A 25,124-nucleotide genomic window follows, 5' to 3' on the forward strand; every position below is an offset into this window, starting at 1 on the left:
TCAAAAGCGGCCCAGTATGAGCAACAAAATTTATCCTATCGGCATACAGAATTTTGAAAAGATTCGTAAAGACGGTTATTTCTATGTAGACAAAACGCCCTGGATTTACCAACTTGTCAAAACAGGCAGTTACTATTTCCTGAGCCGTCCACGCCGTTTCGGAAAAAGTTTGCTAATCTCGACACTCGAAGCCTATTTCCAGGGGAAAAAGGAACTTTTCGAAGGGTTGGCTATGGAAACATTAGAAAAAGATTGGATCAAATACCCGATCCTTCATATCGACCTGAACACACAAAAATACGATACTCCGGAAAGTTTGGAAGACAAGCTCAACGGTATTCTATACGAATGGGAATGCCTTTACGGGAAATCTCCTGCCGAGAAATCCTTAGCCATGCGCTTCGAAGGCATCATCGAGCGGGTTTGCCGGAAAGAAGGACAACGGGTCGTGATTCTGGTCGACGAATATGACAAACCCATGTTGCAAGCGATCGGAAACGAAGAACTGCAAAAGAGTTTCCGTGAAACGCTGAAAGCCTTTTATGGAGCTTTAAAAAGTAAAGACGGTTGCATCAAGTTCGGAATGTTGACCGGAGTAACCAAATTCGGCAAAGTCAGTGTATTCAGTGACCTGAACAACCTGGATGACATTTCGATGCGGAAAGAATACGTGGAACTTTGCGGGATAAGCGAGCAGGAGCTTCATGATAACCTGAAAGAAGAACTCTACGAATTTGCGGATGCGCAAGACATGACGTATGAGGAAATATGCAACAAATTGCAGGTTTATTACGATGGTTACCACTTCACCCACAACACTATCGGCATATACAACCCGTTCAGCCTCCTCAATGCTTTCAAATATAAAGAGTTTAACAGTTATTGGTTTGAGACGGGGACACCGACCTATTTAGTCACGCTCCTGAAGCAGCACCATTACGACTTGGAACGAATGGCACACGAAGAGACAAGTGCCGATATTCTAAATAGCATAGATTCGACATCCACCAACCCGATTCCGGTTATTTACCAAAGCGGATATCTGACTATCAAGGGATATGACCGGGAATTCGGCATGTATCGCTTAGGTTTTCCCAATCAGGAAGTTGAAGAAGGTTTCATCCGTTTTTTGCTTCCCTTTTATGTACACATAAACGCAGTCGAATCTCCATTTGAAATTCAAAAATTTGTCCACGAAGTGCGCTCAGGCGACTACAACTCTTTCTTCCGCCGCTTGCAAAGTTTCTTTTTCGATACGCCTTATGAACTCGTTCGGGATCTGGAGCTGCATTACCAGAACGTTCTTTTTATTGTTTTCAAACTGGTCGGTTTCTACGTAAAAGCAGAATATCACACCAGTGAAGGACGCGTCGATCTCGTTTTACAGACCGACCAATTCATTTATATAATGGAATTCAAACTGGACGGGACCGCCGAAGAGGCTCTACAACAAATCAATGATAAACATTATGCACAGCCTTTCGAGGCAGACTGTCGCAAACTGTTTAAGATCGGCATAAACTTCAATTCCAAAAGCCGGAATATCGAGAAATGGATTGTTGAATAGTATTTCCCCGATGTAACTTATTCTATCCTCGCACTTCGACAATCCGTTTCCGGTTCAATACGGTAATCTTCAGGAAACAAGTACAAAGGTAAACGCCGTAACACACTGTCTTTTCTTAAAATAATCCACACTCCCGGTACATTTTCCTCCGATCTGTCGTATATTTGTAGCTCAACGATCTGCCTGTCGACAATTGTCAGCAAGCCTGCCGATAATTATCGACAAGTCTGCCGACAGTTGTCAACAGGCCTGCCGACGATTGTCGGCAGGCAATTAGATGGGAAGGAAAAGCAAAACAACCGGAGGGTATTTCCGATTATCTGCCGGGTAATTAAACAATAGAAGCAATGGCAATTAAATTCAGCGTACACAAAACTCCGCAACCGAACGACAGGAAGGGGCAGCAACAAACACATGCACGGGCAATCGCACGCAGTACACAAAAAATGGATGATATCTGTGCTCTGGTCTGCGAACGGGGCTCTATCTCATCGGCCGACGTCAAAGCCGTGCTCGACTCTTTCGTCTGGGTAATCGGACATTCGCTCAAATACGGGGATAACGTCGAGTTGGAAGGCTTGGGGCACTTCTCTCCTTCCTTGCGTACGCAGAAATTGCCGGACGGCAGATCGGTCGTAAGACTCGACAACGTCAATTTCCGTTGTTCGGAAAAGCTGAAGAAAGAGCTGAAATCCGTCCAACTGGAAAAGGCAAAAACGGCTGCCGGCTATATGCCGGAGGAACGCAAGACGAAGATGCTGGAGCACCTGCACCACAATGAAAGCATCACGACGATCACATATACCAAACTAAACGCCTGTTCTCGCTACCAGGCGACCGCCGACCTGAAAAAATATGTCGAAGAAGGACTCTTGTACCGAGTTGGCTCCAGCACGCATGTGACCTATTTGCTGGCGGAAAACAAATAATAACTTTCTGTGTATGAAAAAATATATCTTTCTACTTTCTCTTCTAATCTCATCTATCTCGCTTCCGGCACAACAGCCGCAGCTCAGCAAAGATGCCGAGATCAGCTTATTGACTGTCTCGCCGTCGGAAGACGAAGTGTACACGGTCTACGGGCATACGGCTTTGCGGGTAAGAGATGCGTCACAGAAGCTCGATGCCGTTTTCAACTACGGGATATTCGACTTCTCGAAGCCCAACTTCATCTACCGGTTTGCAAAAGGGGAAACCGATTACAGGCTGGCAGCGCAATACACGCGCGACTTCCTGATCGAATACGAGATGCGGGGGAGCGAAGTCACCGAACAAATCCTGGATATCGATTCCACCGGAAAAGCACGGATATGGGAAGCCCTGCTGATCAATAACCGGCCGGAAAACCGTGTGTACCGCTACAATTTCTTTTTTGACAACTGCGCGACCCGACCCGCCGCCATCATCGAAAAGCAGGCAGGAGGGAAAATAGATTACAACGCACCGTTCAAGCAGCAGACCTTCCGTGACCTGATCAACTATTGCACCCGCAACAAGCCGTGGCTTACGTTCGGGTGCGACCTGGCACTGGGCAGCCCGACCGACCGGATTGCGACCATTCACGAAATGATGTTTCTTCCGCCTTACCTGAAAGAAGCATTCGGGACAGCAACCATTACCGGCGCAGACGGTTCCCAAAAGGAATTGGTCAGCTCGACCGGCACACTGATCGAGGGACTTACCGATGAGGCAAGACCGGAGACAGGCTTCTTCACGCCGCTCGTCTGCTGCTGGGCTTTTTTCCTGCTCGTACTGGCCGTCACATTCATCGAGTGGCGCCGTAAAACCTACTTCAGGATTGTCGATTGCCTCTTGTTTCTCATAGCCGGAATGGCTGGAGTCGTACTGTTTTTCCTGAGCTTCGTTTCGACCCATCCATGTGTTTGCCCGAATTGGAATATCATCTGGTTACAACCATTCGATCTGATAGCTGTTATTTTGTTTACAGTAAAAAAGTTAAGAAAGGTCGCATATTATTATCATTTTATTAACTTTGCGGCGCTTACGCTGATGCTGGCTGGCTGGCATTTCATTCCGCAGCACTTAAATACAGCATTTATCCCGCTGGTAATGAGCCTTTGGCTACGTTCGGGATATGGCGTTTACAGAAAAATATGGAACATCGGGTACGAAAAATACTAACATCGCTCATCGCAATTCTGGCAGCAACCAACCTGGAGGCTCAACAAAGCACGCCCAAATTGGTGGTGTGCATCACAGTCGACCAATTGCGGGGCGATTACATAGAATATTTTTACAACACGTTCGGCGAGCGCGGTTTCAAGCGGTTGATGAATGAAGGGCTGGTGTATAACAACATCCGGTTCGAATTTTCCGATATCGACGAAGCCAGTGCGTTTGCAACCCTGTTCACCGGAAGCAACCCGAACTTCAACGGAGTATCGGGAAAAAACATCTTCGATTTCGATAAGGAAAGAGAAGTCTCGGTCTTGTACGACCCGGACTATCTCGGCAACTATACGAAAGAACATTATTCCCCCCGGAAACTGATCAGCTCCACAATCGGAGACGAACTGAAAATCGCCTCCAAAGGCAGAAGCGACGTATATGCCATTGCTCCTAACCCTGAAAGTGCAATCCTCTCCGCCGGACATGCGGCAAACGGCGCTTTCTGGATGGACGATTACAACGGCAAATGGGCGACGACGACCTATTATAAAGGACTTCCCTGGTATGTGGACCGCTACAACAACGGCCCGGAATCCCTGTCGGCGCGTTTGGAACAGATGACTTGGACGCCGTCTTTGTCACCGGACAAATTCAACGCATTCCCATATGTGCTGGATGAAATTCCCTTCAAATACACGTTCAAGGAAAATACGAACGAGTGTTTCTTCAACTTGAAGACCTCTCCTTTTATCAATAAGGAGATCAACCGCCTGGCGCTCCAATTCCTCGAATACGGGGCTTTCGGCACCCGTTCGTGTCCGGATATGCTTGCCATCACGTATTATGCTGGTAACTATCGCGGCAATATGCACAAGGAATATACCCGCGAGATACAAGATACATACTACCAGTTAGATAAGGACCTGGAACAGTTGTTGGACAAGATCGACAAAAAGGTCGGGCTGAGCAACACACTGATCGTCTTTACCGGCTCGGGATATTATAAGAGCGAAGAAGAATATGCCGACGGCATGCAATTGACGAATGGCGAGTTCCATCCGAAACGTTGTGTCGCCCTACTCAATATGTACCTGATGGCACTTTACGGCCAGCACACGAATTGGGTAAAAGGGTTCTACGACAATCAGATTTACTTGAACCGTAAAGCGATAGAAGATGCGAAACTGGAACTGACCGCCATACAGGAAAAAGCGGCCCAATTCCTGCGCGAGTTCAGCGGCGTGCAGTTCGTAGCGACCGAGAACGTCCTCCGTACAGGCAACTGGAACGAGAAGACCTCCAAATACCTGCACGGTACGCATATTTCAAGCCGTGGAGACCTGATCATCGAGTTACAGCCCGGATGGACTATCAACAACGACGATCCGAAAGCGAAAGTAAAAGTAATACGAAATAATGCTGTTATAACCCCGCTGGTGTTTATGGGCAACGGTATCAAGCCGGAACATATCTACCGCGAAGTAAAAGCCACAGAGGTAGCCCCTACGGTAACCCATGTGCTGAGGATCAGGCCACCCAATGCCAGCAATTCTCTGCCGTTGACAGAACTCACAATTCCGCGGTAGGAACGCAGGCGGTGCGTTTCTGCCACACCGCGCATTATACATATTATTATATCACCTACGGACGTACCGCCTACGTCCCGACTGACAGAAAATAAATAAAACAAATATATCATGGGATTTAATGAATTTATGACGAAGCTGTTCGGCAATAAGTCGCAGCGTGACCTGAAAGAAATTACCCCGTATGTGGATAAGATCAAGGCCGTATATCCGTCAATCCAAAAGCTCTCGAACGATGAGCTTCGTGCAAAAACAGATGAAATCAAACAGCGTATCCAGGATTATGTAGCCGATGAACGCGCCCAAGTAGAAGAACTGCGTAAAGGCATCGACGACAAGGAACTGGAAGAACGTGAAGCGATCTGGGCGGAAGTAGACAAGATCGAAAAGAATATCACGGAAAAGATGGAAGTAGTATTGGAAGAATCCCTTCCTGAAGTATTCTCCATCATGAAAGATACAGCCCGCCGTTTTTCCGAAAACGAAACGATCGAAGTAACGGCAAATGACTTCGACCGTAACCTGGCCACCAAATACGACTTTGTGGAAATCGACGGCGACAAGGCTCTCTACCATAACCATTGGGTTGCCGGCGGTAACGAAATCACCTGGGACATGGTTCACTACGATGTACAGTTGTTCGGTGGTGTCGTACTGCACAAGGGTAAGATTGCCGAAATGGCGACCGGTGAAGGTAAAACATTGGTGGCTACCCTGCCGGTATTCCTGAACGCATTGACTCGTAACGGTGTGCATGTGGTAACCGTGAACGACTACCTGTCAAAACGTGACTCGGAATGGATGGGCCCGTTGTATATGTTCCACGGACTGTCGGTAGACTGTATCGACAAGCACCAGCCGAACTCCGATGCCCGCCGCGCCGCTTACAATGCCGACATCACGTTCGGAACGAACAACGAATTCGGTTTCGACTACCTGCGTGACAATATGGCGATCAGCCCGAACGACCTCGTACAGCGCAAACATAACTATGCCATTGTCGATGAGGTCGACTCCGTATTGATCGATGACGCCCGTACGCCGTTGATTATTTCCGGCCCGATCCCCCGTGGCGAAGAACAGTTGTTCGAACAGTTCCGCCCGAACGTGGAAGTCGTGGTAAATGCCCAGAAAGATCTTTGTTCCAAGATGCTGATCGAAGCCAAGAAGAAAATGGCAAGCAGTGACCAGAAAGAGGTGGAAGAAGGTTCTGTCCAGTTATACCGTTCCTTCAAGGGGTATCCGCGTAACAAGGCGCTGATCAAATTCCTGAGCGAACAGGGCGTAAAAGCCCAGATGTTGAAGACCGAAGAATACTTCATGTCTGAAAACATGCGCCACATGCACGAAGCGACAGACGAACTGTACTTCGTGATCGATGAAAAGAATAACAGTATCGAATTGACTGATAAAGGTATCGACTTGCTGACCGGCAAGACCGACGACCCGACATTCTTCGTATTGCCGGATATCACCTCCCAGCTTTCCCAGTTGGAACATATCCAGAATGAAGAAGAAAAACAAGCCAAGAAAGATGAATTGCTGGCCAACTACTCTGTCAAGAGTGAACGTGTACATACGATCAACCAGTTGCTGAAAGCCTACACCTTGTTCGAGAAAGACGACGAATATGTCGTGATGGACAACAAGGTCATGATCGTCGACGAACAAACAGGCCGTATCATGGACGGACGACGCTACTCCGACGGCTTGCACCAGGCAATCGAAGCCAAGGAAGGTGTAAAAGTCGAAGCAGCCACACAAACATTCGCTACGATCACCTTGCAGAACTACTTCCGTATGTACCACAAGCTGTCAGGTATGACCGGTACGGCTGAAACGGAAGCCGGTGAATTCTGGGACATCTACAAACTGGATGTTGTCGTAATCCCGACAAACCGCCCGATCGCCCGCAACGATATGAACGACCGCATCTACAAGACGAAACGCGAAAAATATAACGCTGTAATCGATGAGATCGTCCAGTTGACCGAAGCAGGGCGCCCGGTACTGGTGGGTACGACATCCGTCGAAATCTCCGAATTGTTGAGCCGTATGCTTACCATGCGTAAGATTAAACATAACGTCTTGAACGCAAAGTTGCACCAGAAAGAAGCAGAAATCGTGGCGACTGCCGGACAGAGCAGTACGGTGACGATCGCTACCAATATGGCCGGTCGTGGTACCGATATTAAGCTGTCGCAGGAAGTAAAAGCAGCCGGCGGTTTGGCCATCATCGGTACGGAACGTCATGAAAGCCGTCGTGTAGACCGCCAGTTACGTGGCCGTGCCGGACGTCAGGGCGATCCGGGTTCTTCCGTATTCTTCGTTTCTCTGGAAGACGATTTGATGCGTCTGTTCGCATCCGAAAAGATCGCCGGACTGATGGACAAATTAGGGTTTAAGGAAGGTGAAGTACTGGAACACAGCATGCTTAGCAAATCCGTTGAACGCGCCCAGAAGAAAGTGGAAGAAAACAACTTCGGCATCCGTAAGCGCCTGTTGGAATACGACGATGTGATGAACTCGCAACGTAACGTAATTTATACCCGCCGCCGTCACGCCCTGATGGGAGAACGTATCGGTCTGGACGTATTAAATACGATTTATGATACTTCCGTTGCCATCGTCGACCAGCATGCCGATGGCGACTACGAAGGTTTCAAGCTGGAACTGTTCAAGACTTTCGCGATGGAATGTCCGTTCACGGAAGAAGAATTCAAGAGTGGCAAAGCCGACAAGCTGGCCGATAAGCTGTTCGATGAAGCGCTGCAACTGTTCAAACGCCGCATGGAACGCATGACTCAGGTTGCCAACCCGGTCATCAAACAGGTTTACGAACATCAGGGCGCCATGTATGAAAACATCATGATTCCTATCACGGATGGTAAACGTATGTATAATGTTTCCTGCAACCTGAAAGAAGCTTACGAAACGGAAAGCAAAGCCATCACGAAAGCATTCCAGAAATCGATCGTCCTGCACACTATCGACGAAGCTTGGAAAGAACACCTGCGTGAGATGGACGAACTGCGTCACTCGGTACAGAATGCCAGCTACGAAAACAAAGATCCTCTGTTGATCTACAAGCTGGAATCTTACAACCTGTTCAAGAATATGGTGGATGTAATGAACCGTAAGACAGCTGCTGTCCTGATGCGTGGTCAGATCCCTGTTCGCGAAGAACCGACCGAAGAAGAAAAGCAGGCTATGGCAGCCCGTCAGGCTGCGATGGAAGAGGCAGCCCGTCAGCGTATCGCCATCCAGAGAGCAGAAGCCGAACGCCGCCAGGACATGAGCAAATATCGTGCTCAAAAGACCGATATCACCGGTAACAACAATCCGGAAGAACGTGCCCCGCAACAACCGCGCCAGGAACCGATCCGCGCCGAAAAACGTGTAGGGCGCAACGATCCCTGTCCTTGCGGAAGCGGTAAGAAATACAAGAACTGCCACGGACAAGGTTTATAGTCCTAACCGTTGACATTAAAACAAAGGCGCCCCAAAAGGTCGCCTTTGTTTTCTTTATAAATCTAAAAAAACATAAAATCCTTTTGTTCCTTACATTACACTTACTACCTTAGTCGAACTAATTTAAATATTACATTTAATCACCATGAAGAAAATTATCTTATTACTGGCTTTTTGCCTGAGTGTAGGCAATTTATTCGCACAAGATGCGAACGCAGACAAACTGCGCGAAGAAGGAGACGCAGCCATGACTGCAAAAAACTATCCCGAAGTTGTAGCAAAATACAGCGAATACCTGAAACTTACGAACTATGAAGATGAAAGCCGTATTTTTAACTGTGCATTTGCGGCTTACAATGCTAAAAAGTATGACGATGCCATCAAATTCTATGACATGGCCATTCAAAAGGGCTATAAAGCAGACGATGCTTATGTTGGAAAAGCAATGTCTTTGCGTAGCCAGGACAAAGCAGCCGATTTTACAGCTACAGTTGAAGCAGGTCTGAAAGCAAATGCCCAGAACGCAAACCTCGAAAAACTTTTGTATGCCTATTGCATGAAAAAAGGACAGGCTGCCCAGAAAGCAGGTAAGACAGCAGAAGCAGAAGAACTGTTTAAAGACGTATTAGTTGTAGGTAACGCCAAATATAAAGGCAACGCTCTGTACAGCCTCGGCGTTATGTTCTACAATGCAGGTGCAAAAATCCTGGCAGATGCCAACCCGATCGCAACATCCGATCCTGACAAATACGCAGCTGAAAAGAAAAAGGCAGATGCCCAAATGGCAAAAGCGAAAGGTTACCTGGAACAAGCAGTCGCTCTGAACGCAGCCGATGCCAACTCCAAAAAGATCCTGGACGCTATCAACGCAACCAAATAAGCATTGTGTATAACTTGACAATAAAAAAGAGGACTTCGGTCCTCTTTTTTTATTTATACAGACATCATAGTTCCTTATTATCATTCCATTCAATCAACCTTTCCGGTATATTACTCGAACAATATCCTGAACCGGGTCAGCCCGTCCGCATACGTTCTGAGGGAAAAAGAACAGTTGTGTTTCTGGAGCACTTCACGGATAAATATCAAGCCGATGCCCTGACCGCCGCGTTTGGTGGAAAAGAAGGGGCTGAACAGCTTGGCCTCCGTCTCCTTGTCAATACCTTTTCCGGTGTCGGCGATCTCCAGGCAGACCGGATTACGGGAGGTACGGATATAGATCTCGCCATCGTGGTCGATCGATTCGGAGGCGTTCTTGATGATGTTAACCAGCACCTGTTCGAAGAGTGAATTGTCCAGATTGACAACCGGCGAAACGGGGTCCAGCTCCATCACGATCCGGATATTCCGGTTCAGGCAAATCGTTTCCATAAAACGCTTGCACGAAAAGACGACCGCATTCAGCGGCTGCATCTTGGTTTGCGGCTCCGGTATGCGGACCACGTCGGCAAAGTTCGTGATAAAATGGCTCATACTGTAACAACGCTCTATCGAAACACGCAGGACTTCACAGATATCTTCCGTATCCTGCATCTCACTGAAGGTCGCCTCAAGCGTGTCCAATGTGGAAGTAATGCCGGCAGTCGTGTTGTTCACCTCGTGGGCAATCATACGGATCACCTTCTCATACGCTTTCTTTTCGGCCTTAAAGACTTCTTGCGTCAGCATTTCCACCAAATAGAACGAATGATGGAAACCACGGTCCACAAACGATGAGTGCGTACATTTATATATATTGGCATCGTTCAGGCGGACTGTCTGCGAATCGTACAAGGGGATCGGTTCCAACTCCGCCGCCAAAGGTGAATCCAGTTCCGGCAGACGCTTGCCTACGATATCCGGCAGAGAAGGAATTCCCAACATCTTACGAGCCGCCGGATTGACGGAAAGGATTTCCTTATCGAGGTTCAACATAATCACTCCCATCGGCGAAGCATTGATCAGCAAATCCAGGAAATGGTTCTGTTCCCGTAGATGCAGGCGTTCGTTCTTCAATTGTTCCATCATCTTGTTGAAAATATCGACGATGCGGTCCGCCTCCTTCTGCCCCACGTGGCTCAGACGGGAACTGAAATCCTGCTCCTTCAACAATTCCATACCGTTCCCGATGATATGAAGAGGCTTGATGATACGGCTATAGAACACAAGCAAATAGATGATCGTCAGAATCACGATCCCTTCCACTAAGAAGAACATGAGGGAGGATTCCGTATAGAAAACATGATAGGTAATGATCGCCAATACGGACAACAACAATGCAGTCAAAATCCAAAACAATCCTCTTATTCTCATCAGCCGTTGCGATTTATTTGTCTACAGGGATATCATATTTCTCAAGGCGTCGGTACAGGGCTGCCCGACTGATGCCGAGTGCCGTGGCGACGTGCGAAAGATTACCGGCATGTGTCTTCAACGCCTGGAGAATTGTTTGCTTTTCCAACTCGTCCAGTGTCAGCCCCTCAAGCGAAGGAGCAACCTCAGCTTTTGCCGACAATGTCGTATGGAGGCACTGGCCCTCGAAGTCAGAAGCTTCCAGGACTGCCTTCCCCGATACCAACATCGTCCGTTCCACCAAATTCTTCAACTCACGGATATTACCCGGATAAGGCAGTTTTTGCAGGAAGGTCAAGGCTTCAGACGAAAAGCGGACAGCAGGCAAGCCGTTCATCTCCGATTGTTTGTCAGCAAAATAGCGTGCCAACAAAGGGATGTCGTCCTTACGCTCGCGGAGTGCGGGCAGGTGGACGGTTATCAGGTTGATACGATAAAACAAATCTTCCCGGAACGTGCGCTCAGCCACCATTTCACGCAGGTTGCAGTTTGTCGCGCTGACCACACGGATATCGACTTTGCGGGGACGGCTATCGCCCAGTACCTCGAACGTCTGGTCTTGCAGGACGCGTAGCAGCTTCACCTGACAGGACAGTTCGAGATCCCCTATCTCGTCGAGAAAGATCGTCCCTTTATTTGCCATCTCGAAACGTCCGGTACGGTCGATGTAAGCATCGGTAAACGCTCCTTTCTTATGTCCGAACATCTCGCTCTCGAAGAGGCTTTGCGAAAGTCCGCCGAGGTTGACCTTTACAAACGGCTCCTTCGCACGCGGGCTGTTCGTATGGATCGCTTCGGCAATCAGCTCCTTCCCTGTTCCGCTCTCGCCGGTTATCAGGACGGAAGCGTTGGTCGGAGCGATCCGGGAAACCGTCCCCAACACATCCATCAACGGGGCGCTCTGGCCTATGATCTTGTCAAAATGAAATTTATTATCAGCATCCAGGCGGTTCAAAGGCGTTTCCTGCTCCTTCTTCTGTTCGCTCAATTCGATTGCCGTACGGATGGATTTCAGCAGTACAAGATTGTTCCAGGGTTTGGTCACAAAATCGAAAGCGCCAGCCTGCATTCCCTGTACGGCAAGCGAAATAGATCCCCATGCCGTCATCAGGATCACCGGAACGTCGGGCTGGAAAATCTTCACCTTCTTCAACAGTTGTATGCCCTCTTCACCGGTGGTAGTCAACGTAAAGTTCATATCCATCAGGATAAGTTGCGGCACCGTCCGGCGCACAACAGCCAACGCCTCTTCCGGTCCCGGAACAGCTTCCGGTTCGAACCCGGCGCGTTTCAACAAGAAGGTTAGCGAAGAACGAACCGCTGCATCATCGTCTACTATCAAGATCATTGATTTATGATTTCAAATTTATGATTTATAATTTGCAAATTTATGGAATTAAATCAATTATCGTCTCACGATCTTCTCAAATTCCGCATCGAGAGTCCGGTCATTGATGAAATCATAGAGGGTGACGCTACGGATATTATAATAGTAGTTCCAATAATCATACAGTTCCTGGATATGTTTCTGCTTTGCCTCATCCTTCGATTGTTGCGCGTCGTTCAAGTCCAGGATATTGATTTTTCCGATCATGAATGTCTCGATAGAAGTCTTGTAACGCTTCTCGGCGATCGCATCGGCTTCCTGCGCGATCTCCAACTGGGCGGCCTGGTTGTTGAAATTTTCCACCAACAGGAAAATATCCTGGTTGAAACTGATCTCCTCCTGACGGATCTTGGACAACGTCACATCGCGGTTAGACTCGGCGACCTTCACTTTCCCCCGGCGCTTGCCCCAGTCGAGAATCGGTATCGTCATACCGACTTCGACCACCTGGTTTCCTTTCAGCCGGTTATAAGCGGCATCAAACGTGTGGTCCTTTCCGGTATAACCGATCGTGGCGAAAAGGTTGATATTGCGGCGGTTTCCTTTAGCTGTCGCGACCTCATAGTCAGCTTCCAGCTGGCGACGACGAATATTCTTGGCGAACGAATTGTTTTCCTGCGCTTTTTGCAACACAACCTCATAGATCATCCGCAGAGAAGGGGCGGACTCCGGCAGGATCGGCTCGATCACCTCCTGTTCGCTCAAACCCAAAAAAGCACGGAGCTGGAACATATGGGCATTGAGACCGGACTGCGCCTCGGTCAGTTTTCCTTTCATCTGCAAGGCGGACAACTTCAACTGCATCAGTTCACTTTCGGAAATATGGCCGATCTTGCGCTTGGCAACAGCTATCTCATACAGTTTATCGGCATTTTCGAGGTTCTGTCTGGCAATCTGCAAATTCTCATTCGCCAGCAGCAGATTAAAGAAATAGCCGATCGTGTTGATCGTTACCCCTTCAACGCTCTCGATATAAGCAGCTTTCGCTTCCTGGTAGCGGACAGGCTCGATGCGCCTTTTCCATTTCTGGTCGTTCACACCGAAAATCGGCTGCGTGAGCGTCAACCCGATAGGCACGCTCATATATTCGTTAAAAGCCCCTTTTCCCAACTGTCGGTTGAAATCGAGGGAAGAGTTCAGCGATATCTTACCACCGGTCAAGGCGATGTTCTGATCGATCGAAATCTCCCCGTTCAAGCCGAGCGAGTTATTCTGGACAAAGGTGTACGAACCGTCGGACTGCTGGTATTTGGAATACTGTTTGTTGTAAGCGGGAAGCGTCCCCTTGAAGTTGATCTCCGGCAACTGATCGGCGATATGCGTACGGTATTCCCAGTAAGCAGTCTTCAGTTCATTCAAGGCAACCGCAGCATCCACCGATTGCATTTGCGCCAGATGGATCGCTTCTTTGAGGGTCAGTCTGACTGTATCTTGTTCCTGCGCCTGCAATCCGGTACCCGACAACAGGAGAGAGATAATGACTATATAGATCTTTTTCATCGTAATAAATGTTTTGTCTTTCCGTTGGCAAAAGCTATGCCAAAAAGATATACAACTGATTATCTGCAACATGTCCAAAACGATAGTGTCCGAAAATGAACAGTGTGTCCGTTTTTGAAGTATTATTTATATCTTTGTCGCGTTCTCTCAAAAACAATAAATAATATGAAAAACAGCGGCTTCACTTTTCGTAAACGACTGGCCAGTTTCCGGTATGCATTCAATGGCATCCGTTTATTAATACAAAAAGAGCACAATGCATGGATACATTGTTTCGCAGCTATTTGTGTAGTTATAGCCGGCTTTTCTTTTGGTTTATCCAAGACAGAATGGGCAGCAGTCGTGATCGTAATCGGAGCCGTATTATCGGCCGAAGCAGTCAATTCATCCATTGAATCATTGGCCGATCTGGTCTCACCCCAATATAACGAAGCGATAAAAAAGACGAAGGACCTCGCAGCAGGTGCCGTTTTAATTATAGCAATAGCGGCAGCAATAGTCGGATTGATTATTTTTCTTCCTAAACTGGGATTTTAAATAACTATTTAAAAGAATAATCCTTTATTTCATTGTTTTACAATTCTCTTTGTTTATATTTGTGCCATTATTAATTAAACATTAAAAACAGGAGATTATGGCACGCACAGTAAACTATCCGAAAAGAGCAGAGAAAATTAAAGAAATGATTGATGATTTAGTACAGGAAATGGGACATTCTCCACACAGAATGGCTAAAAAAAGCAAAATTAAACTCATCGATATCGACTTTGAAAGCGCAGACCTTGTAACCTTAATGCAGGTACAAGCACGTATCAGCCGCATCATTCTTGAAAGAAGCAAATAACGCGAACCAGGCATATCTATAAATGAAACGAATTCTTACCCTGATTTTCGTATTATTCGTTTGTTTATCGGGAAAAGCGCAGGAAGTTGAGATAAGCGGTAGCCGTAAGGCTGTCCGTACATCCGGTGATGTTTTGGCGTTCGTAACGCCTGTAGCGAGCCTGACCACCGTGTTGGTGTTGCAGGACTGGCAAGGATTGAAGCAAGGCGCTTTGGCAGGAGTTTCTACTATAGGTATGACATATGCTCTGAAATATCTGATCAAGAAAGAGCGTCCGGACGGCAGCGACAAACATTCGTTTCCTTCCATGCATACCTCGGTATCCTTTACAGGAGCAGCGTTTATCCAACGGCGCTACGGCTGGAAATGGGGAATTCCGGCCTATGCGATTGCCTCGTATGTAGGATGGAGCCGGACATATGCCAAGAAGCACGATTGGTGGGATGTGGTAGCGGGAGCCGCTCTCGGAGCCGGAAGCGCCTACATTTTCACCCGTCCGTTTACCGCGAAGCATAACCTGTCTATCAGCCCTGTTGCGAGCGATAAACATTTCGGCATCTATGCTTCCATGACATTTTAAAAGAATAAGCCCGGCCTCGCAATCCCTGCGAAACCGGGCTTTTTTATAAAAAACAAATAGTGTCATTATCAATCTTTATTCATAATGCAGGGCCTCTGCCGGCGCCATCTTGGCTGCTTTATCGGCCGGAAGCCAGATAGCCGCCACAATCACAACCGCCAGCAAAGCCCAGGTTAATAAATTGGTCAGGATAAAACGCAGGACGAGACGGTCGGGAAGATACCCCAGGTTGTTTTTCCCCTGTCCCAACGTATCGATCAAACCGAGATAGACAAACTGAGCCTCGATCAGCATAGCAGGCAGAACCACGACAGCCAGCAGGCAAAGCCCTTCCAAGATCAACATCTTCCGGATATTCGTACGTGTCGACCCCATCGCCATACGCAAGCCGACCTCATCACGCCGTACCCGAATACGATACCAGAAAGTACCCATGACGCAAAGCATGATGTTGACCAAGAAGAATAGCATCATGCCGGTGCGTATCCGTACATCGCTCGTTTGTCCGAATGTGAAATCCGTTTCGGCATTAATCCGGTTATAGGATTTGATTCCTCTCAGGTAGAAGTTGCCTATACGCAGTTCACGGCTCATCGCATTCTTAAAGTCCAGAAGGAATCGCCCGTCCGACAGGTGCTCTCGACTGCGGATAGCAATCTCCATATTTGCTATATTATCGGGCTTTATCCGTTCCGGACGATAGAAAGCCAGCTGGGGACGTTCATAATCGAAGCGTTTAATATCTCCGATCGAACCTTTTACTACGAAATAATAGTCTTCCGGACTATTCGGACTCTCCAAGACCTCTCCCAACAGTTTCCCGTCCGGAAAAAAGGTTTTGGCAGCCAGATCACCGATTACGATCGCCTTGGGGTCCGACCAATCGAAATCTTCGACCGATACGGGCTTGCCATCCTGCGTCGTATGCCGGAATACCTTGAAGAAATCAGTCTGCGGGTCAAACATTATAGCCTGTCCGTTCCCCTCACGTGTCGTATCCCGACGGCTCCGGAACCAGTCGCCATAAAAGCTGCCTCCTCCGGGCGTGCTCCAACCGCTTAATACAGTCAGCGCTTCCACGTCTTTATACCGGCGAATCCGGTCAAGCACACGGTTATAATTGTCAAGAAGCGCAGTCGAATCGCTTTCGCCCGGCTGATAGTCGGGATGTTCCGCAGGGAGCAAAGCCACATTCACTTGCCAGGTATGATCCAAGTCCCGGCAAGAAGACAGGCTCTTGTTATATTCGAGGACAAAGAAATAATCCACAATGTACCAAAGCAGGCAGAAAACCAGCAAAAGTTCTATTCCGATCCATAAGTTACTCCGCTTACGGTTCCATAACTGTTTAAATATATGTACTAACATAAAGCGCCTATTTTGCATTCAACGAATTAATAATCTGACGATGTGAAGCCCTCCAGGCAGGAACCAGCGCAGAAAGCAGGTTCAGCACGAAGCAGACGAACAACGCAATGCCGAACACCTGATAGTTCATCAGCATGCCGGGAGTAAAAACAATATCCGCCCCTTCCGGCAAAGCATTGACAAAACTTGCCCCGATCTGCAGAATCCAGTCACTCGTAAGATAGATCAGCAGATACGAAAAAAAGAGTCCGAACACTCCGCCCAGTATCGTGAACAGGAAGTTTTCCGAAATGATCTGTGTCATCAACGAGCCGACCGGAGCCCCGAAAGCCCTCCGCACGCCCATCTCCGACAAACGCCTTTCCATACGCGAATCGGTCATGCCGGAAAGGCTGACAGACGGAACCAGCAGGAAGATCAGGATGATCAACCCGTATTGCAGGGCTACCAATCCGTAATCCGGACTGACGTTGCTCCAATACCGGAAGCAGGACTGCCAATAATAATCCGGTTGTCCCAATGCCGTAAAAGTACCTTCACCCAACGTCTTCCCGTAGCGTTCGGCATTTTCCTCCGCCTCCTTTTTCAGGGCTTTCAAATCCGTCCCCTCCGCAGCCAATATATAAGCCCTATAATCGCCTAATGCCCGAGTGTCGTTCCAACTGCTTCGCGACTTATACCCGTCGGCCACCGTATAGGGGAACCAGACCAAAGCATATGTCTTTTCCGTAACCAGCGAAGCATCTTTCACCACGCCGCAGACCCGGTACTGCCGGAAATCGACCGAGATGGACTTGCCCACAGCATCGGTCGTACCGAACAGACGACGCGCCAGGCTCTCGGCAATGACTGCCGTCCGGATAGCCGATTGCTGGTCGGCATCGGTAAACGGTTTGCCACTCAAAAAGCGGAACTCAAAGACCTTCCAGAAGTCCGTATTCACGTACTTGACCGCCACCGGCAACTGTACCGGATCTCCATCCGGCTGCACCATGCATTCGCCATCGTCTCTTGAAATCAAGGCAATCGCCTCCACACCTTTCAAAGAGCCGAAGCAGGTGTTGATCATCTCCTCGGAAAGGGAACTGCTGGAGTTGGAACCGTTCTTATGTTTGACCATCCCGCTCTTGGCGACCAACATCCTGTCGCGGTTCGTCTCCGGATAGATATTGGCAACCTTCATGTAGAAGACGATCGACAGGACCATCACCATCGACACGGACAGCCCTGTCCCGACGATATAGATCAGGCTGAAGAGACGCTCCTGCCGGATCAGGTTCCAGGCTTGTTTGAGATAGATTTTTATCATACCATTTGTTTTTTAATTGACAATTATTCATAGTGCAACGCCTCCGCCGGCTCCAACCGCGACGCTTTGCGGGACGGATACCAGGTTGCCAGGAAGATGATGCCGGCCAGGATTCCCCAGGTCAACAGGCTGACAACCAACAGACGTCCGAAGGTCACCTTCATCACCACCGTGCTGAGCATATCGGCATAAGCCATGTTCAGGCAAAGCAGCAAAGCCGGAATGCTGACAATCGTCAGGATCAACAACCCTTCGCCAACGACCAGTTGCCGGATCGTGCGACGGGAAGAACCAACTGCCATACGCAGCCCCAACTCGCCCTTGCGGCGGTTCACACGAAACCAAAACGTGCCGATCACCGCTAAGAAGACATTCACCAACAGGAAGGCATTCACTGCGATATTCAATCTCTGCCCGTTCACCTGCATCGTGTTGTCGAGGAACTTCCTGCGGATATCCGGATAATACTGCACATCGGCCAGCCAGAAGTTGCCGGCAGCCAAACTCTGCTTCATCTCCGTCTTGAACGATGCCGCATAGTCGGACGAGCCCGTTACACCGGAGCGAAGGCGGAAAGCGATCTGCATCTGCCCCAATTCCCGCTCGTCTGCCTCGTATAGATCTTTTTCCGTCAGGAGCGTAAAAACAACCGGACGGGGTTGGTCGAAACCCTGCTTCTTGATCGGAACTGTTATGCCGTTGACACGGTAGGTCGTGCTATCCCCTTTATTATCCCAAGCCAAGCGCTTGCCCTGCAAATGCGCACCATCAACGAGCTTCTCCTCCAACGTCCGGCTGACGACCCATCCGTCTGCCAAGGCATCCGCCAACCGGTCGGGAGAACCTCCGTCAACGGCATGGATGCCGAATACCCGGAAATAATCCGGTGTGACCGTATAACAAAGGCTGTTGACTGCCGAGACCGTATCGTTCCAGCAAGTCCTGTTATTACTCGAATAATTAAAAGGCGCCGAATGCGGTCCGAAGAAAGCGACCGTCCCGACATCCGGGTGCATCTTCAGACGCTCGATAATACGAAGATAGTTTTTCCCGGCCTCTTCGCCGCCTTCCTGATCATCCACATAGGAAGCGCTGGTGCGCGGACGGACCGCCAAGGTGACCTTGCAGACATTATCAACCGAGAAGCCTTCCGGCTGCAAGGCGGTAATCCCCTGCATCAGGGTCGTATCGATCGACCACCAGAGCAGGATAAAGACGATCAGCAGTTCCATAAACACCCAGGCATTGCTTTTGCCCTGGGCCTTGATCAGTTTGAGTATATGTTTAAACATGGCATTTCTCCGTTTAACCGTTTATAGCATCTATTATATTCACCCGTACGGCACGCCAGACCGGTATCGACGACGACAGGAAGTTGAGCACCAAGCAGACCAAAAAGGCATACCCGAAGACCGGAAGGTTCAGCATCATCCCCGGAGTCAGGTCCATATTCGCCCCGCCCGTCATCATGACGAACACTCCCGGAACCAGCAACAGATTCCGGAAAAGCAGGATCAGCAGGTAAGAGAACAGCAAGCCGACCAATCCTCCGGGCAGCATCAGCACCATATTCTCGATCAAAATCTGCATGAACAGCCCCGTCCTGCGCGCCCCGAAAGCTTTGCGCACGCCTAACTCGGCAATGCGGTCCTGCATGTGGGAGGCGTTCAAGCCCGAAAGATTGATAGCCGGGACCAGCAGGAAGAGCAGGATCAGCAGGAAGAATACGAAATAGAGGACATTCACTGGGTTCATCCCGTTTGCCCCGCTCGCCCCGCTCCCGATGCTTCCTCCTGCGAACTGGCTGACCACATGCCTGCCATGTGCTTCCAGGCCATTCATCAGCCGGATCTTCCCATCGCGCAAGGTCGAGTTGTAAAGCCGGATCTGCTCGTCCAGTTCATGCGCTACCTCTTCTTCGGAGACGCCGCGGGCAGGCAGGATGCATCCTACCAGAAAGCCCAGCGATGCCTCCCGTTCGCTACTGCCCGTCTCCATAACGGTGGGAAGGCAGGAATAGGGGACCCACAAATCGGCAACGACCGCAGGAGTGATGTACGATACATCCTTCACCACTCCGCTCACGATATATTCCACATCATCCAGCAGGAAGGCCTGTCCCGACACATCCGTCCGCGAAAAGAGCTTCCTCGCCAGCGACGAAGAGATCACCGCACGGGGCACGGCAGACCGGAACTCCGCCTCGCCGAACGGGCGGCCGTCTACGAAGGTGAAGTCGAAAATACGCCAAAAGCCGTCGTTGGTCCCCATCATCACCACTTTGTAGGGATCGCCCGTGCCGGACAGCCGGGCATACGATTCGCCTGCCAATATCGACATGATCGTCGGGTCGGTCGTCACCGCCACCTCCTCGGCCGTTCGCAAGGACAGGAGGCATTCTTTAGCCGAGCGGGCGCTGAAAAAGAACGAGCTGTTGCTTTTATCCTTCGCATATTCAAGGAAAGAGACATACAGCATCCGGTCGCGATGCACTTCGGGAGCCATATTGGCCGTACGTATATGATAGGCGATAGCCATCACCATCACCATCGAGATCGCCAATCCCGTACCGATGATATAGACGGCACTGAAGAAACGGTTCTGCTTCATCAATTGCCAGGCTTGTCTGAGATATTGTTTATACATATATATAATGTATTAGTTTGGTAAATGCTGATTTATATTATTACCTTTTTTATTCTTACCTTTATCACCTAATCATTAAATCTGAACGATCATGGACAAAGAATTACCTGAATCAGATATGAAGGTGAGGCCCGGTAAATTGTTTATCAAACTCAGCCAAAGCCAGCTTCCCGGCGTCGGCTCCTTTTATAGGGGGACGATTCCTTCTCATCCTTGCATCTCCATTGAAGACATTGCCGACCGTGTTGTCTACAACCGTACGACCTATCGTCGCGAGTTGCTCATCTCCGTCTTCCGCATAATGAGCGATGAAATCTACAATGCCATCGAACGAGGTTTCAATGTAGACTTCGGCTTCGGGAGGACGGAGTTAAACGTCCTCGGCCGTTTTACCACGCCTCTCGAACCGTTCGACCGTAAGCGTCATGCCATCCAGATCAATCTGCGCCCTTCGCCCCGCATGAACCAACTCGCCGCCTGGTTTCCGGTGGAAGTGAGAGGTTTCAACCCCAACGCTCCGCTTCCTGACGAAGTGAGCATCTTCCCTGATGCCTATGGCGGACAGGAAGAACGCGTCTTTTGCGAGATCCCCTCTACCCCCGTCAGCCCGCTTTTCATACATGGCCGGCGGATAAAAGTGATGGGCGACTTACCGGACGTCGGGTTGCATTTCACCCATGAGTTGACGGGCATAACTCACTTCGTCGCTCCTAAGCAGATCTTCATCAACGAGGCTACCCGCCTTTGCTTCCTGCCTCCTGCTCCATTAGAGCCTGGTAAGTGGCGGGTAGAAATACACAGCCAGTACACTCCTACCTACCACCTCTATAAGAAGGCACGAGTGGGGTCTGTCTCCTTTACCGTGCGTGATGCTACCTCACCAGGGTGATGCTACTCACCTCACCGGGATGATGCGATCTCCCTCATCCGGATGATGCATGTCACCTCATCGGGATGAGGCGAAGGGTATCTCACATCACCTGGCGACCATCGAAGAAGCGTACCGTGCGGCTTGTCTGCTTGGCCTGGTCCTCGTTGTGGGTGACCATGACGATGGTGCGCCCGTCTTCCTTGTTCAGTTTGTGGAGCAGTTCCATGACTTCGGCACCCATCTTGGAATCGAGGTTACCGGTCGGTTCGTCGGCGAGGATGATGTCGGGACCCCCGACAATGGCACGGGCGATGGCGACACGCTGGCACTGGCCGCCGGAGAGCTGCGTCGGGAAGTGGCGCATACGGTGCGAGAGGCCGACCTTTTCGAGCACGGCGACGGCGGCTTCACGGCGTTCTTTGGCACTGACCTTACGGTAGAGAAGAGGCAGTTCGACATTGTCGAGCACGTTCAGCGAATTGATCAGGTGGAAAGACTGGAAGACGAAACCTAACTTCCGGTTACGGAACTCGGCCAGTTGCTTGTCGTTCATATTGACCGTGTTGGTCCCTGCAATCTCGACAGTGCCGGAGGTCGGGGCATCCAAGAGGCCGATGATGTTCAGCAAGGTGGATTTGCCGCATCCGGAGGGGCCCATGATACTCAGGAATTCTCCCTTATTGACTGTCAGGTTCACGTTCTCCAGGGCAACCGTCTCGATCTCTTTCGTCCGGTAGATCTTCTCAAGATTTGTAAGTGTTATCATAATCGTTATTGTTTGTTGTGGGACAGACCTTGGGGCCGGCCCGTTGTTATTATTTCTTTTGTTTAATGATGATTTACCGATATGTCCTCTAAGGGGCAAATTGCGTGCCAAAGAGGTAAAGAACTATTAATCAATAACTACACAAAACAAGAGGTGTCCGATATTGAACACATTGTCCGGTTTTGCAAATCTTCTCATTCATAATGCAACGCCTCCGCCGGAGCCGTCCGGACGGCTTTGCGGACGGGGAACCAGATGCCGACGCAGATCATGGCGGCCATCATCAGGTAGGTAATACCGAAGGTCACACCGAAGCGTACCAAGCTGAGCGGCTGGCGATAGGTATCGAGCTTGTCCATAAAGACCATGTTGAAGGCGAAGAGGATGACGAGCGGCAATGTCAGTGCCAGCAGGCAAAGGCCCTCGGTGTACATATAACGTTTCAACGTGATCCGGTGGGCGCCCAAGGCCATGCGGAGGCCGATCTCGCCCTTGCGGTTCTGCATGCGGAGCCAGAAAGTACCGATGATGCCGAAAAAGACGTTCACCAGCATGAAAGCCATCAGGGACATCTTGTTGTTCGCCTCCCGGTCATAGTAATACATTTGGCGGTCGCGGAAAGAAGAGATCGGGGAAATGCCGTACACATACAGGTTGTTCACCGTCAGCCGCTCTTCCATCCCGTCCAGGAAACGATTCATCTCGTCCTGCGTATAAGGGTGTTTCATACGGACGCAGAACTCGGCGCTGCTGGCTCCGAAACTGCTGACGGTCGAGTTGTACAGTTCTCCTTCGAGGCATTGGAAGTAACAGGCTTCCGGACGTTCATAGTCATTCGAACGGATGGAAGCTGAAACGGCCGCGATCTCGGACGTAAAATCATTCCCGCCATGATAAACGCGCCGGCCCACGACGTTCGGAGCACCGTGATAGAAACCTTCCGCCATCTCCGGAGTGATGACGATCACATTGTGTTTCCCGGCCACCTTGTCGTACACCGGCTCTCCGTCTGCTGTCCGGATACGGAAAAGGCGGAAGTATTCGGGGGTGACGTTACGCAACTGGAACGTCTGCATATTATGGGCATACACGGTATCGCCATCCACCGGCTTGACTTCGCGCCAGGAGTTGCCGTTCGAATAGGGACAGGAATAGAAGGTGACGCAGACATCCTCGACTTCGGGGTTCTGGCGGATCTGGGTCATCAACTGCGTGAGGTCTTCCGGATCGGACGAATGGTACAGGGAATCGGCGACGTAGCCCGGAGCTTTCGCATCCAGTTTGCTTAACTTGAAACGCCAGACGTTCTCGATATCGAATCCCAACGGAGCATGGTATGTCCGGTTATCCACCCAGAACGCATCCGTCATCATCCAAAGCACACAGGCGACAATCAGCAACTCCGCAAATATCCAGCCGTTACTGCGACGCTGGTTCCACATTATTTTCAGGATATGTTTGATCATTGTATTCAGTTTATCTATCGTTAATATGTTATAGACTAATTTTCTTTCAATGCCTCCACAATCTGTTCCCTGGCGATGCGGATGGCGGGCAGGCCGGCGCTCAGCAAGTTCAGCAACAGGGTGAAGAAGAGGGCTGCGGCAAACAACACGGGTTTGAACAGCATCTCAAACGTGAGTACCGTCTCTTTGGACAGGAGGAATGATTTACAGAGTTGAAGCAGCACGACGGAGAGGATAATCCCGATGATCCCTCCTATCAACGTCGTGATCAGGTTCTCGCACAAGACTTGTGTCAGGAGGCGTCCTTTCGTTGCCCCGAACGCCTTGCGGACTCCCATCTCGGAACGGCGTTTCTGTACGGACGACTGCACGACGCCCGTCAGGTTCAACGTCGGAATCAGCAACAGGAAGAGCAGCAAGGGGACTTTGTCAACCAGATACTCCTTCCAACCGACCTGTATGCCTCCGTTCATATCGTTCGATCCCAACGCTATGTCCATCCGGGAAAACACGTAATTGATGCCCAGCACAAATTCCCGCCCGGCTGCATTATAGCGCGACACCGCCTGACGGATCTCCGCCCGGATCGCATCGAAATCGCCGGGCGTACGTGCCAGAATCACCGCAGTGAAGTTCCCGCAAACGCCACCGCACGACTTCATATCCACATAATTGGTATTACTGGTATAGGGAACCCAGACATCGGAATAGGCCCCCCCGGCAGCCCGCGTCGGTTCCTTCACCACACCGGTGACCTGATAGGCCACATAGCCCATCAGGATCTCTTTTCCTACCGGTTCTTCCGAGCCGAAGAGCTTGCGTGCCAACCGATCCGTGATCACTGCACGGGGCAGGCCGGAACTGAAATCGGCCTCCGTAAAAGGTTTCCCGGAGAGGAAATGGAAATCGAACACCTTCCAAAAGCCGGGATCGGTGTAACGAACCGTAAATTCTTCGAACAGCCGGCGGTTCGGCAACGAAACGATCGTACTGCCTCCGGCCATAGCCGTCACCGCTTCAGGGGTCTGAAGATCGTACAGGCATTCCTTCACCACACCGTCCGACATGGCGGTCGAGTTGCGGTTCTTGTCGTCACGCGAGTCCGCCCGTATCCCCAGGATATAAAGCATCCTGTCCCGGTTAGACTCCGGGCGGAAACCTACCAGTCTGATTTGAAACTGGAGAATCACCACCAGTATCATCGCAATCGAAAGCGCCGTTCCAAGAATCGAGATCACACTGGTAAGGCGATTCTCCTTCAACATCTGGATGGCTTGTTTAAAATACTGTTTGAACATATTA

The 25,124-nt window shown here is 49.8% G+C and carries 20 protein-coding genes; 10 read left to right on the plus strand and 10 right to left on the minus strand.

The genetic code is table 11. The features are described from left to right. Positions 1-16: 16 nt before the first annotated feature. The 6 genes from RDN79_RS03115 (at position 17) to RDN79_RS03140 (ending at position 9,634) form a co-directional block, all read left to right on the plus strand. Positions 17-1,567, plus strand: coding sequence for an ATP-binding protein (locus tag RDN79_RS03115; RefSeq protein ID WP_298551532.1), 1,551 nt, complete (start codon positions 17-19; stop codon positions 1,565-1,567). A 347-nt stretch (positions 1,568-1,914) separates the two neighbouring features. Beyond that, positions 1,915-2,496, plus strand: coding sequence for an HU family DNA-binding protein (locus RDN79_RS03120; protein ID WP_298551534.1), 582 nt, complete (start codon positions 1,915-1,917; stop codon positions 2,494-2,496). 13 nt (positions 2,497-2,509) lie between these two features. Continuing rightward, the gene (locus RDN79_RS03125; protein WP_298551536.1) at positions 2,510-3,709 is read left to right on the plus strand and encodes a DUF4105 domain-containing protein; all 1,200 of its coding nucleotides are present in this window, start codon (positions 2,510-2,512) and stop codon (positions 3,707-3,709) included. Beyond that, positions 3,682-5,283 (plus strand): alkaline phosphatase family protein, encoded by a 1,602-nt coding sequence (locus RDN79_RS03130; protein ID WP_298551537.1) that lies wholly within the window; start codon positions 3,682-3,684, stop codon positions 5,281-5,283. Before RDN79_RS03125 ends, RDN79_RS03130 begins: the two co-directional genes overlap by 28 nt. Before the next feature lie 111 nt (positions 5,284-5,394). After that, positions 5,395-8,754 carry a preprotein translocase subunit SecA gene (gene secA, locus RDN79_RS03135; protein WP_298551539.1) on the plus strand — a complete coding sequence of 1,120 codons (3,360 nt, stop codon included), beginning with the start codon at positions 5,395-5,397 and terminating at the stop codon, positions 8,752-8,754. Between the two features lie 145 nt (positions 8,755-8,899). After that, positions 8,900-9,634: a hypothetical protein gene (locus RDN79_RS03140; protein ID WP_298551541.1), complete on the plus strand. Its 735-nt coding sequence runs from the start codon at positions 8,900-8,902 to the stop codon at positions 9,632-9,634. Between the two features lie 110 nt (positions 9,635-9,744). Here RDN79_RS03140 and RDN79_RS03145 read toward each other — a convergent pair whose 3' ends face one another. From RDN79_RS03145 to RDN79_RS03155, 3 genes are read right to left on the minus strand one after another with little or no spacing between them, the layout of a single operon-like run. Further along, on the minus strand, positions 9,745-11,046 hold the full coding sequence (locus tag RDN79_RS03145; RefSeq protein ID WP_298551543.1) for a PAS domain-containing sensor histidine kinase: 1,302 nt from the start codon (positions 11,044-11,046) through the stop codon (positions 9,745-9,747). A 13-nt stretch (positions 11,047-11,059) separates the two neighbouring features. Further along, positions 11,060-12,433: a sigma-54 dependent transcriptional regulator gene (locus RDN79_RS03150; RefSeq protein ID WP_298551545.1), complete on the minus strand. Its 1,374-nt coding sequence runs from the start codon at positions 12,431-12,433 to the stop codon at positions 11,060-11,062. A gap of 57 nt (positions 12,434-12,490) precedes the next feature. Then, positions 12,491-13,972 (minus strand): TolC family protein, encoded by a 1,482-nt coding sequence (locus RDN79_RS03155; protein ID WP_298551546.1) that lies wholly within the window; start codon positions 13,970-13,972, stop codon positions 12,491-12,493. 165 nt (positions 13,973-14,137) lie between these two features. Between RDN79_RS03155 and RDN79_RS03160 the strand changes: the two genes are divergently transcribed. The 3 genes from RDN79_RS03160 (at position 14,138) to RDN79_RS03170 (ending at position 15,396) form a co-directional block, all read left to right on the plus strand. Continuing rightward, positions 14,138-14,509, plus strand: coding sequence for a diacylglycerol kinase family protein (locus RDN79_RS03160; protein ID WP_298551549.1), 372 nt, complete (start codon positions 14,138-14,140; stop codon positions 14,507-14,509). Positions 14,510-14,606: 97 nt separating this feature from the next. Then, on the plus strand, positions 14,607-14,816 hold the full coding sequence (locus RDN79_RS03165) for a hypothetical protein (RefSeq protein ID WP_298551551.1): 210 nt from the start codon (positions 14,607-14,609) through the stop codon (positions 14,814-14,816). Between the two features lie 22 nt (positions 14,817-14,838). Further along, the gene (locus RDN79_RS03170) at positions 14,839-15,396 is read left to right on the plus strand and encodes a phosphatase PAP2 family protein (RefSeq protein ID WP_298551553.1); all 558 of its coding nucleotides are present in this window, start codon (positions 14,839-14,841) and stop codon (positions 15,394-15,396) included. Between the two features lie 75 nt (positions 15,397-15,471). Here the strand turns inward: RDN79_RS03170 and RDN79_RS03175 are convergent, their stop codons facing one another. From RDN79_RS03175 to RDN79_RS03190, 4 genes are read right to left on the minus strand one after another with little or no spacing between them, the layout of a single operon-like run. Next, positions 15,472-16,764, minus strand: coding sequence for an FtsX-like permease family protein (locus RDN79_RS03175; RefSeq protein ID WP_298551554.1), 1,293 nt, complete (start codon positions 16,762-16,764; stop codon positions 15,472-15,474). Between the two features lie 7 nt (positions 16,765-16,771). Continuing rightward, entirely contained in the window at positions 16,772-18,073 is a 1,302-nt protein-coding gene (locus tag RDN79_RS03180; RefSeq protein ID WP_298551556.1) for an ABC transporter permease, read from the minus strand. A 23-nt stretch (positions 18,074-18,096) separates the two neighbouring features. Further along, complete coding sequence (locus tag RDN79_RS03185) at positions 18,097-19,365, minus strand: ABC transporter permease (RefSeq protein WP_298551558.1); 1,269 nt, start codon at positions 19,363-19,365, stop codon at positions 18,097-18,099. 13 nt (positions 19,366-19,378) lie between these two features. Then, a complete protein-coding gene (locus tag RDN79_RS03190) occupies positions 19,379-20,719 on the minus strand; it encodes an ABC transporter permease (protein WP_298551560.1) in 1,341 nt (446 codons plus the stop codon). Positions 20,720-20,810: 91 nt separating this feature from the next. Here RDN79_RS03190 and RDN79_RS03195 point away from each other — a divergent pair, with 91 nt between their 5' ends. Continuing rightward, entirely contained in the window at positions 20,811-21,608 is a 798-nt protein-coding gene (locus RDN79_RS03195) for a DNA-binding domain-containing protein (protein ID WP_298551562.1), read from the plus strand. A gap of 82 nt (positions 21,609-21,690) precedes the next feature. Here RDN79_RS03195 and RDN79_RS03200 read toward each other — a convergent pair whose 3' ends face one another. The 3 genes from RDN79_RS03200 to RDN79_RS03210 all read right to left on the minus strand — a co-directional run bounded on the left by RDN79_RS03200 (position 21,691) and on the right by RDN79_RS03210 (position 25,120). Then, a complete protein-coding gene (locus RDN79_RS03200; protein WP_298551564.1) occupies positions 21,691-22,356 on the minus strand; it encodes an ABC transporter ATP-binding protein in 666 nt (221 codons plus the stop codon). A 194-nt stretch (positions 22,357-22,550) separates the two neighbouring features. Beyond that, a complete protein-coding gene (locus tag RDN79_RS03205) occupies positions 22,551-23,822 on the minus strand; it encodes an ABC transporter permease (RefSeq protein ID WP_298551566.1) in 1,272 nt (423 codons plus the stop codon). 35 nt (positions 23,823-23,857) lie between these two features. Continuing rightward, positions 23,858-25,120, minus strand: coding sequence for an ABC transporter permease (locus tag RDN79_RS03210; protein ID WP_298551568.1), 1,263 nt, complete (start codon positions 25,118-25,120; stop codon positions 23,858-23,860). Positions 25,121-25,124: the final 4 nt, after the last annotated feature.

This window comes from uncultured Parabacteroides sp. (genome assembly GCF_902493135.1).
Lineage (GTDB): Bacteria > Bacteroidota > Bacteroidia > Bacteroidales > Tannerellaceae > Parabacteroides.

Excerpts from the sequence above, each read along its gene's own strand:
- RDN79_RS03115 (WP_298551532.1), top strand. The coding sequence starts at position 17 with ATGAGCAACAAAATTTATCCTATCGGCATACAGAATTTTGAAAAGATT.
- RDN79_RS03120 (WP_298551534.1), top strand. The coding sequence starts at position 1,915 with ATGGCAATTAAATTCAGCGTACACAAAACTCCGCAACCGAACGACAGG.
- RDN79_RS03125 (WP_298551536.1), top strand. The coding sequence starts at position 2,510 with ATGAAAAAATATATCTTTCTACTTTCTCTTCTAATCTCATCTATCTCG.
- RDN79_RS03130 (WP_298551537.1), top strand. The coding sequence starts at position 3,682 with ATGGAACATCGGGTACGAAAAATACTAACATCGCTCATCGCAATTCTG.
- secA (WP_298551539.1), top strand. The coding sequence starts at position 5,395 with ATGGGATTTAATGAATTTATGACGAAGCTGTTCGGCAATAAGTCGCAG.
- RDN79_RS03140 (WP_298551541.1), top strand. The coding sequence starts at position 8,900 with ATGAAGAAAATTATCTTATTACTGGCTTTTTGCCTGAGTGTAGGCAAT.
- RDN79_RS03145 (WP_298551543.1), bottom strand. The coding sequence starts at position 11,046 with ATGAGAATAAGAGGATTGTTTTGGATTTTGACTGCATTGTTGTTGTCC.
- RDN79_RS03150 (WP_298551545.1), bottom strand. The coding sequence starts at position 12,433 with ATGATCTTGATAGTAGACGATGATGCAGCGGTTCGTTCTTCGCTAACC.
- RDN79_RS03155 (WP_298551546.1), bottom strand. The coding sequence starts at position 13,972 with ATGAAAAAGATCTATATAGTCATTATCTCTCTCCTGTTGTCGGGTACC.
- RDN79_RS03160 (WP_298551549.1), top strand. The coding sequence starts at position 14,138 with ATGAAAAACAGCGGCTTCACTTTTCGTAAACGACTGGCCAGTTTCCGG.
- RDN79_RS03165 (WP_298551551.1), top strand. The coding sequence starts at position 14,607 with ATGGCACGCACAGTAAACTATCCGAAAAGAGCAGAGAAAATTAAAGAA.
- RDN79_RS03170 (WP_298551553.1), top strand. The coding sequence starts at position 14,839 with ATGAAACGAATTCTTACCCTGATTTTCGTATTATTCGTTTGTTTATCG.
- RDN79_RS03175 (WP_298551554.1), bottom strand. The coding sequence starts at position 16,764 with ATGTTAGTACATATATTTAAACAGTTATGGAACCGTAAGCGGAGTAAC.
- RDN79_RS03180 (WP_298551556.1), bottom strand. The coding sequence starts at position 18,073 with ATGATAAAAATCTATCTCAAACAAGCCTGGAACCTGATCCGGCAGGAG.
- RDN79_RS03185 (WP_298551558.1), bottom strand. The coding sequence starts at position 19,365 with ATGTTTAAACATATACTCAAACTGATCAAGGCCCAGGGCAAAAGCAAT.
- RDN79_RS03190 (WP_298551560.1), bottom strand. The coding sequence starts at position 20,719 with ATGTATAAACAATATCTCAGACAAGCCTGGCAATTGATGAAGCAGAAC.
- RDN79_RS03195 (WP_298551562.1), top strand. The coding sequence starts at position 20,811 with ATGGACAAAGAATTACCTGAATCAGATATGAAGGTGAGGCCCGGTAAA.
- RDN79_RS03200 (WP_298551564.1), bottom strand. The coding sequence starts at position 22,356 with ATGATAACACTTACAAATCTTGAGAAGATCTACCGGACGAAAGAGATC.
- RDN79_RS03205 (WP_298551566.1), bottom strand. The coding sequence starts at position 23,822 with ATGATCAAACATATCCTGAAAATAATGTGGAACCAGCGTCGCAGTAAC.
- RDN79_RS03210 (WP_298551568.1), bottom strand. The coding sequence starts at position 25,120 with ATGTTCAAACAGTATTTTAAACAAGCCATCCAGATGTTGAAGGAGAAT.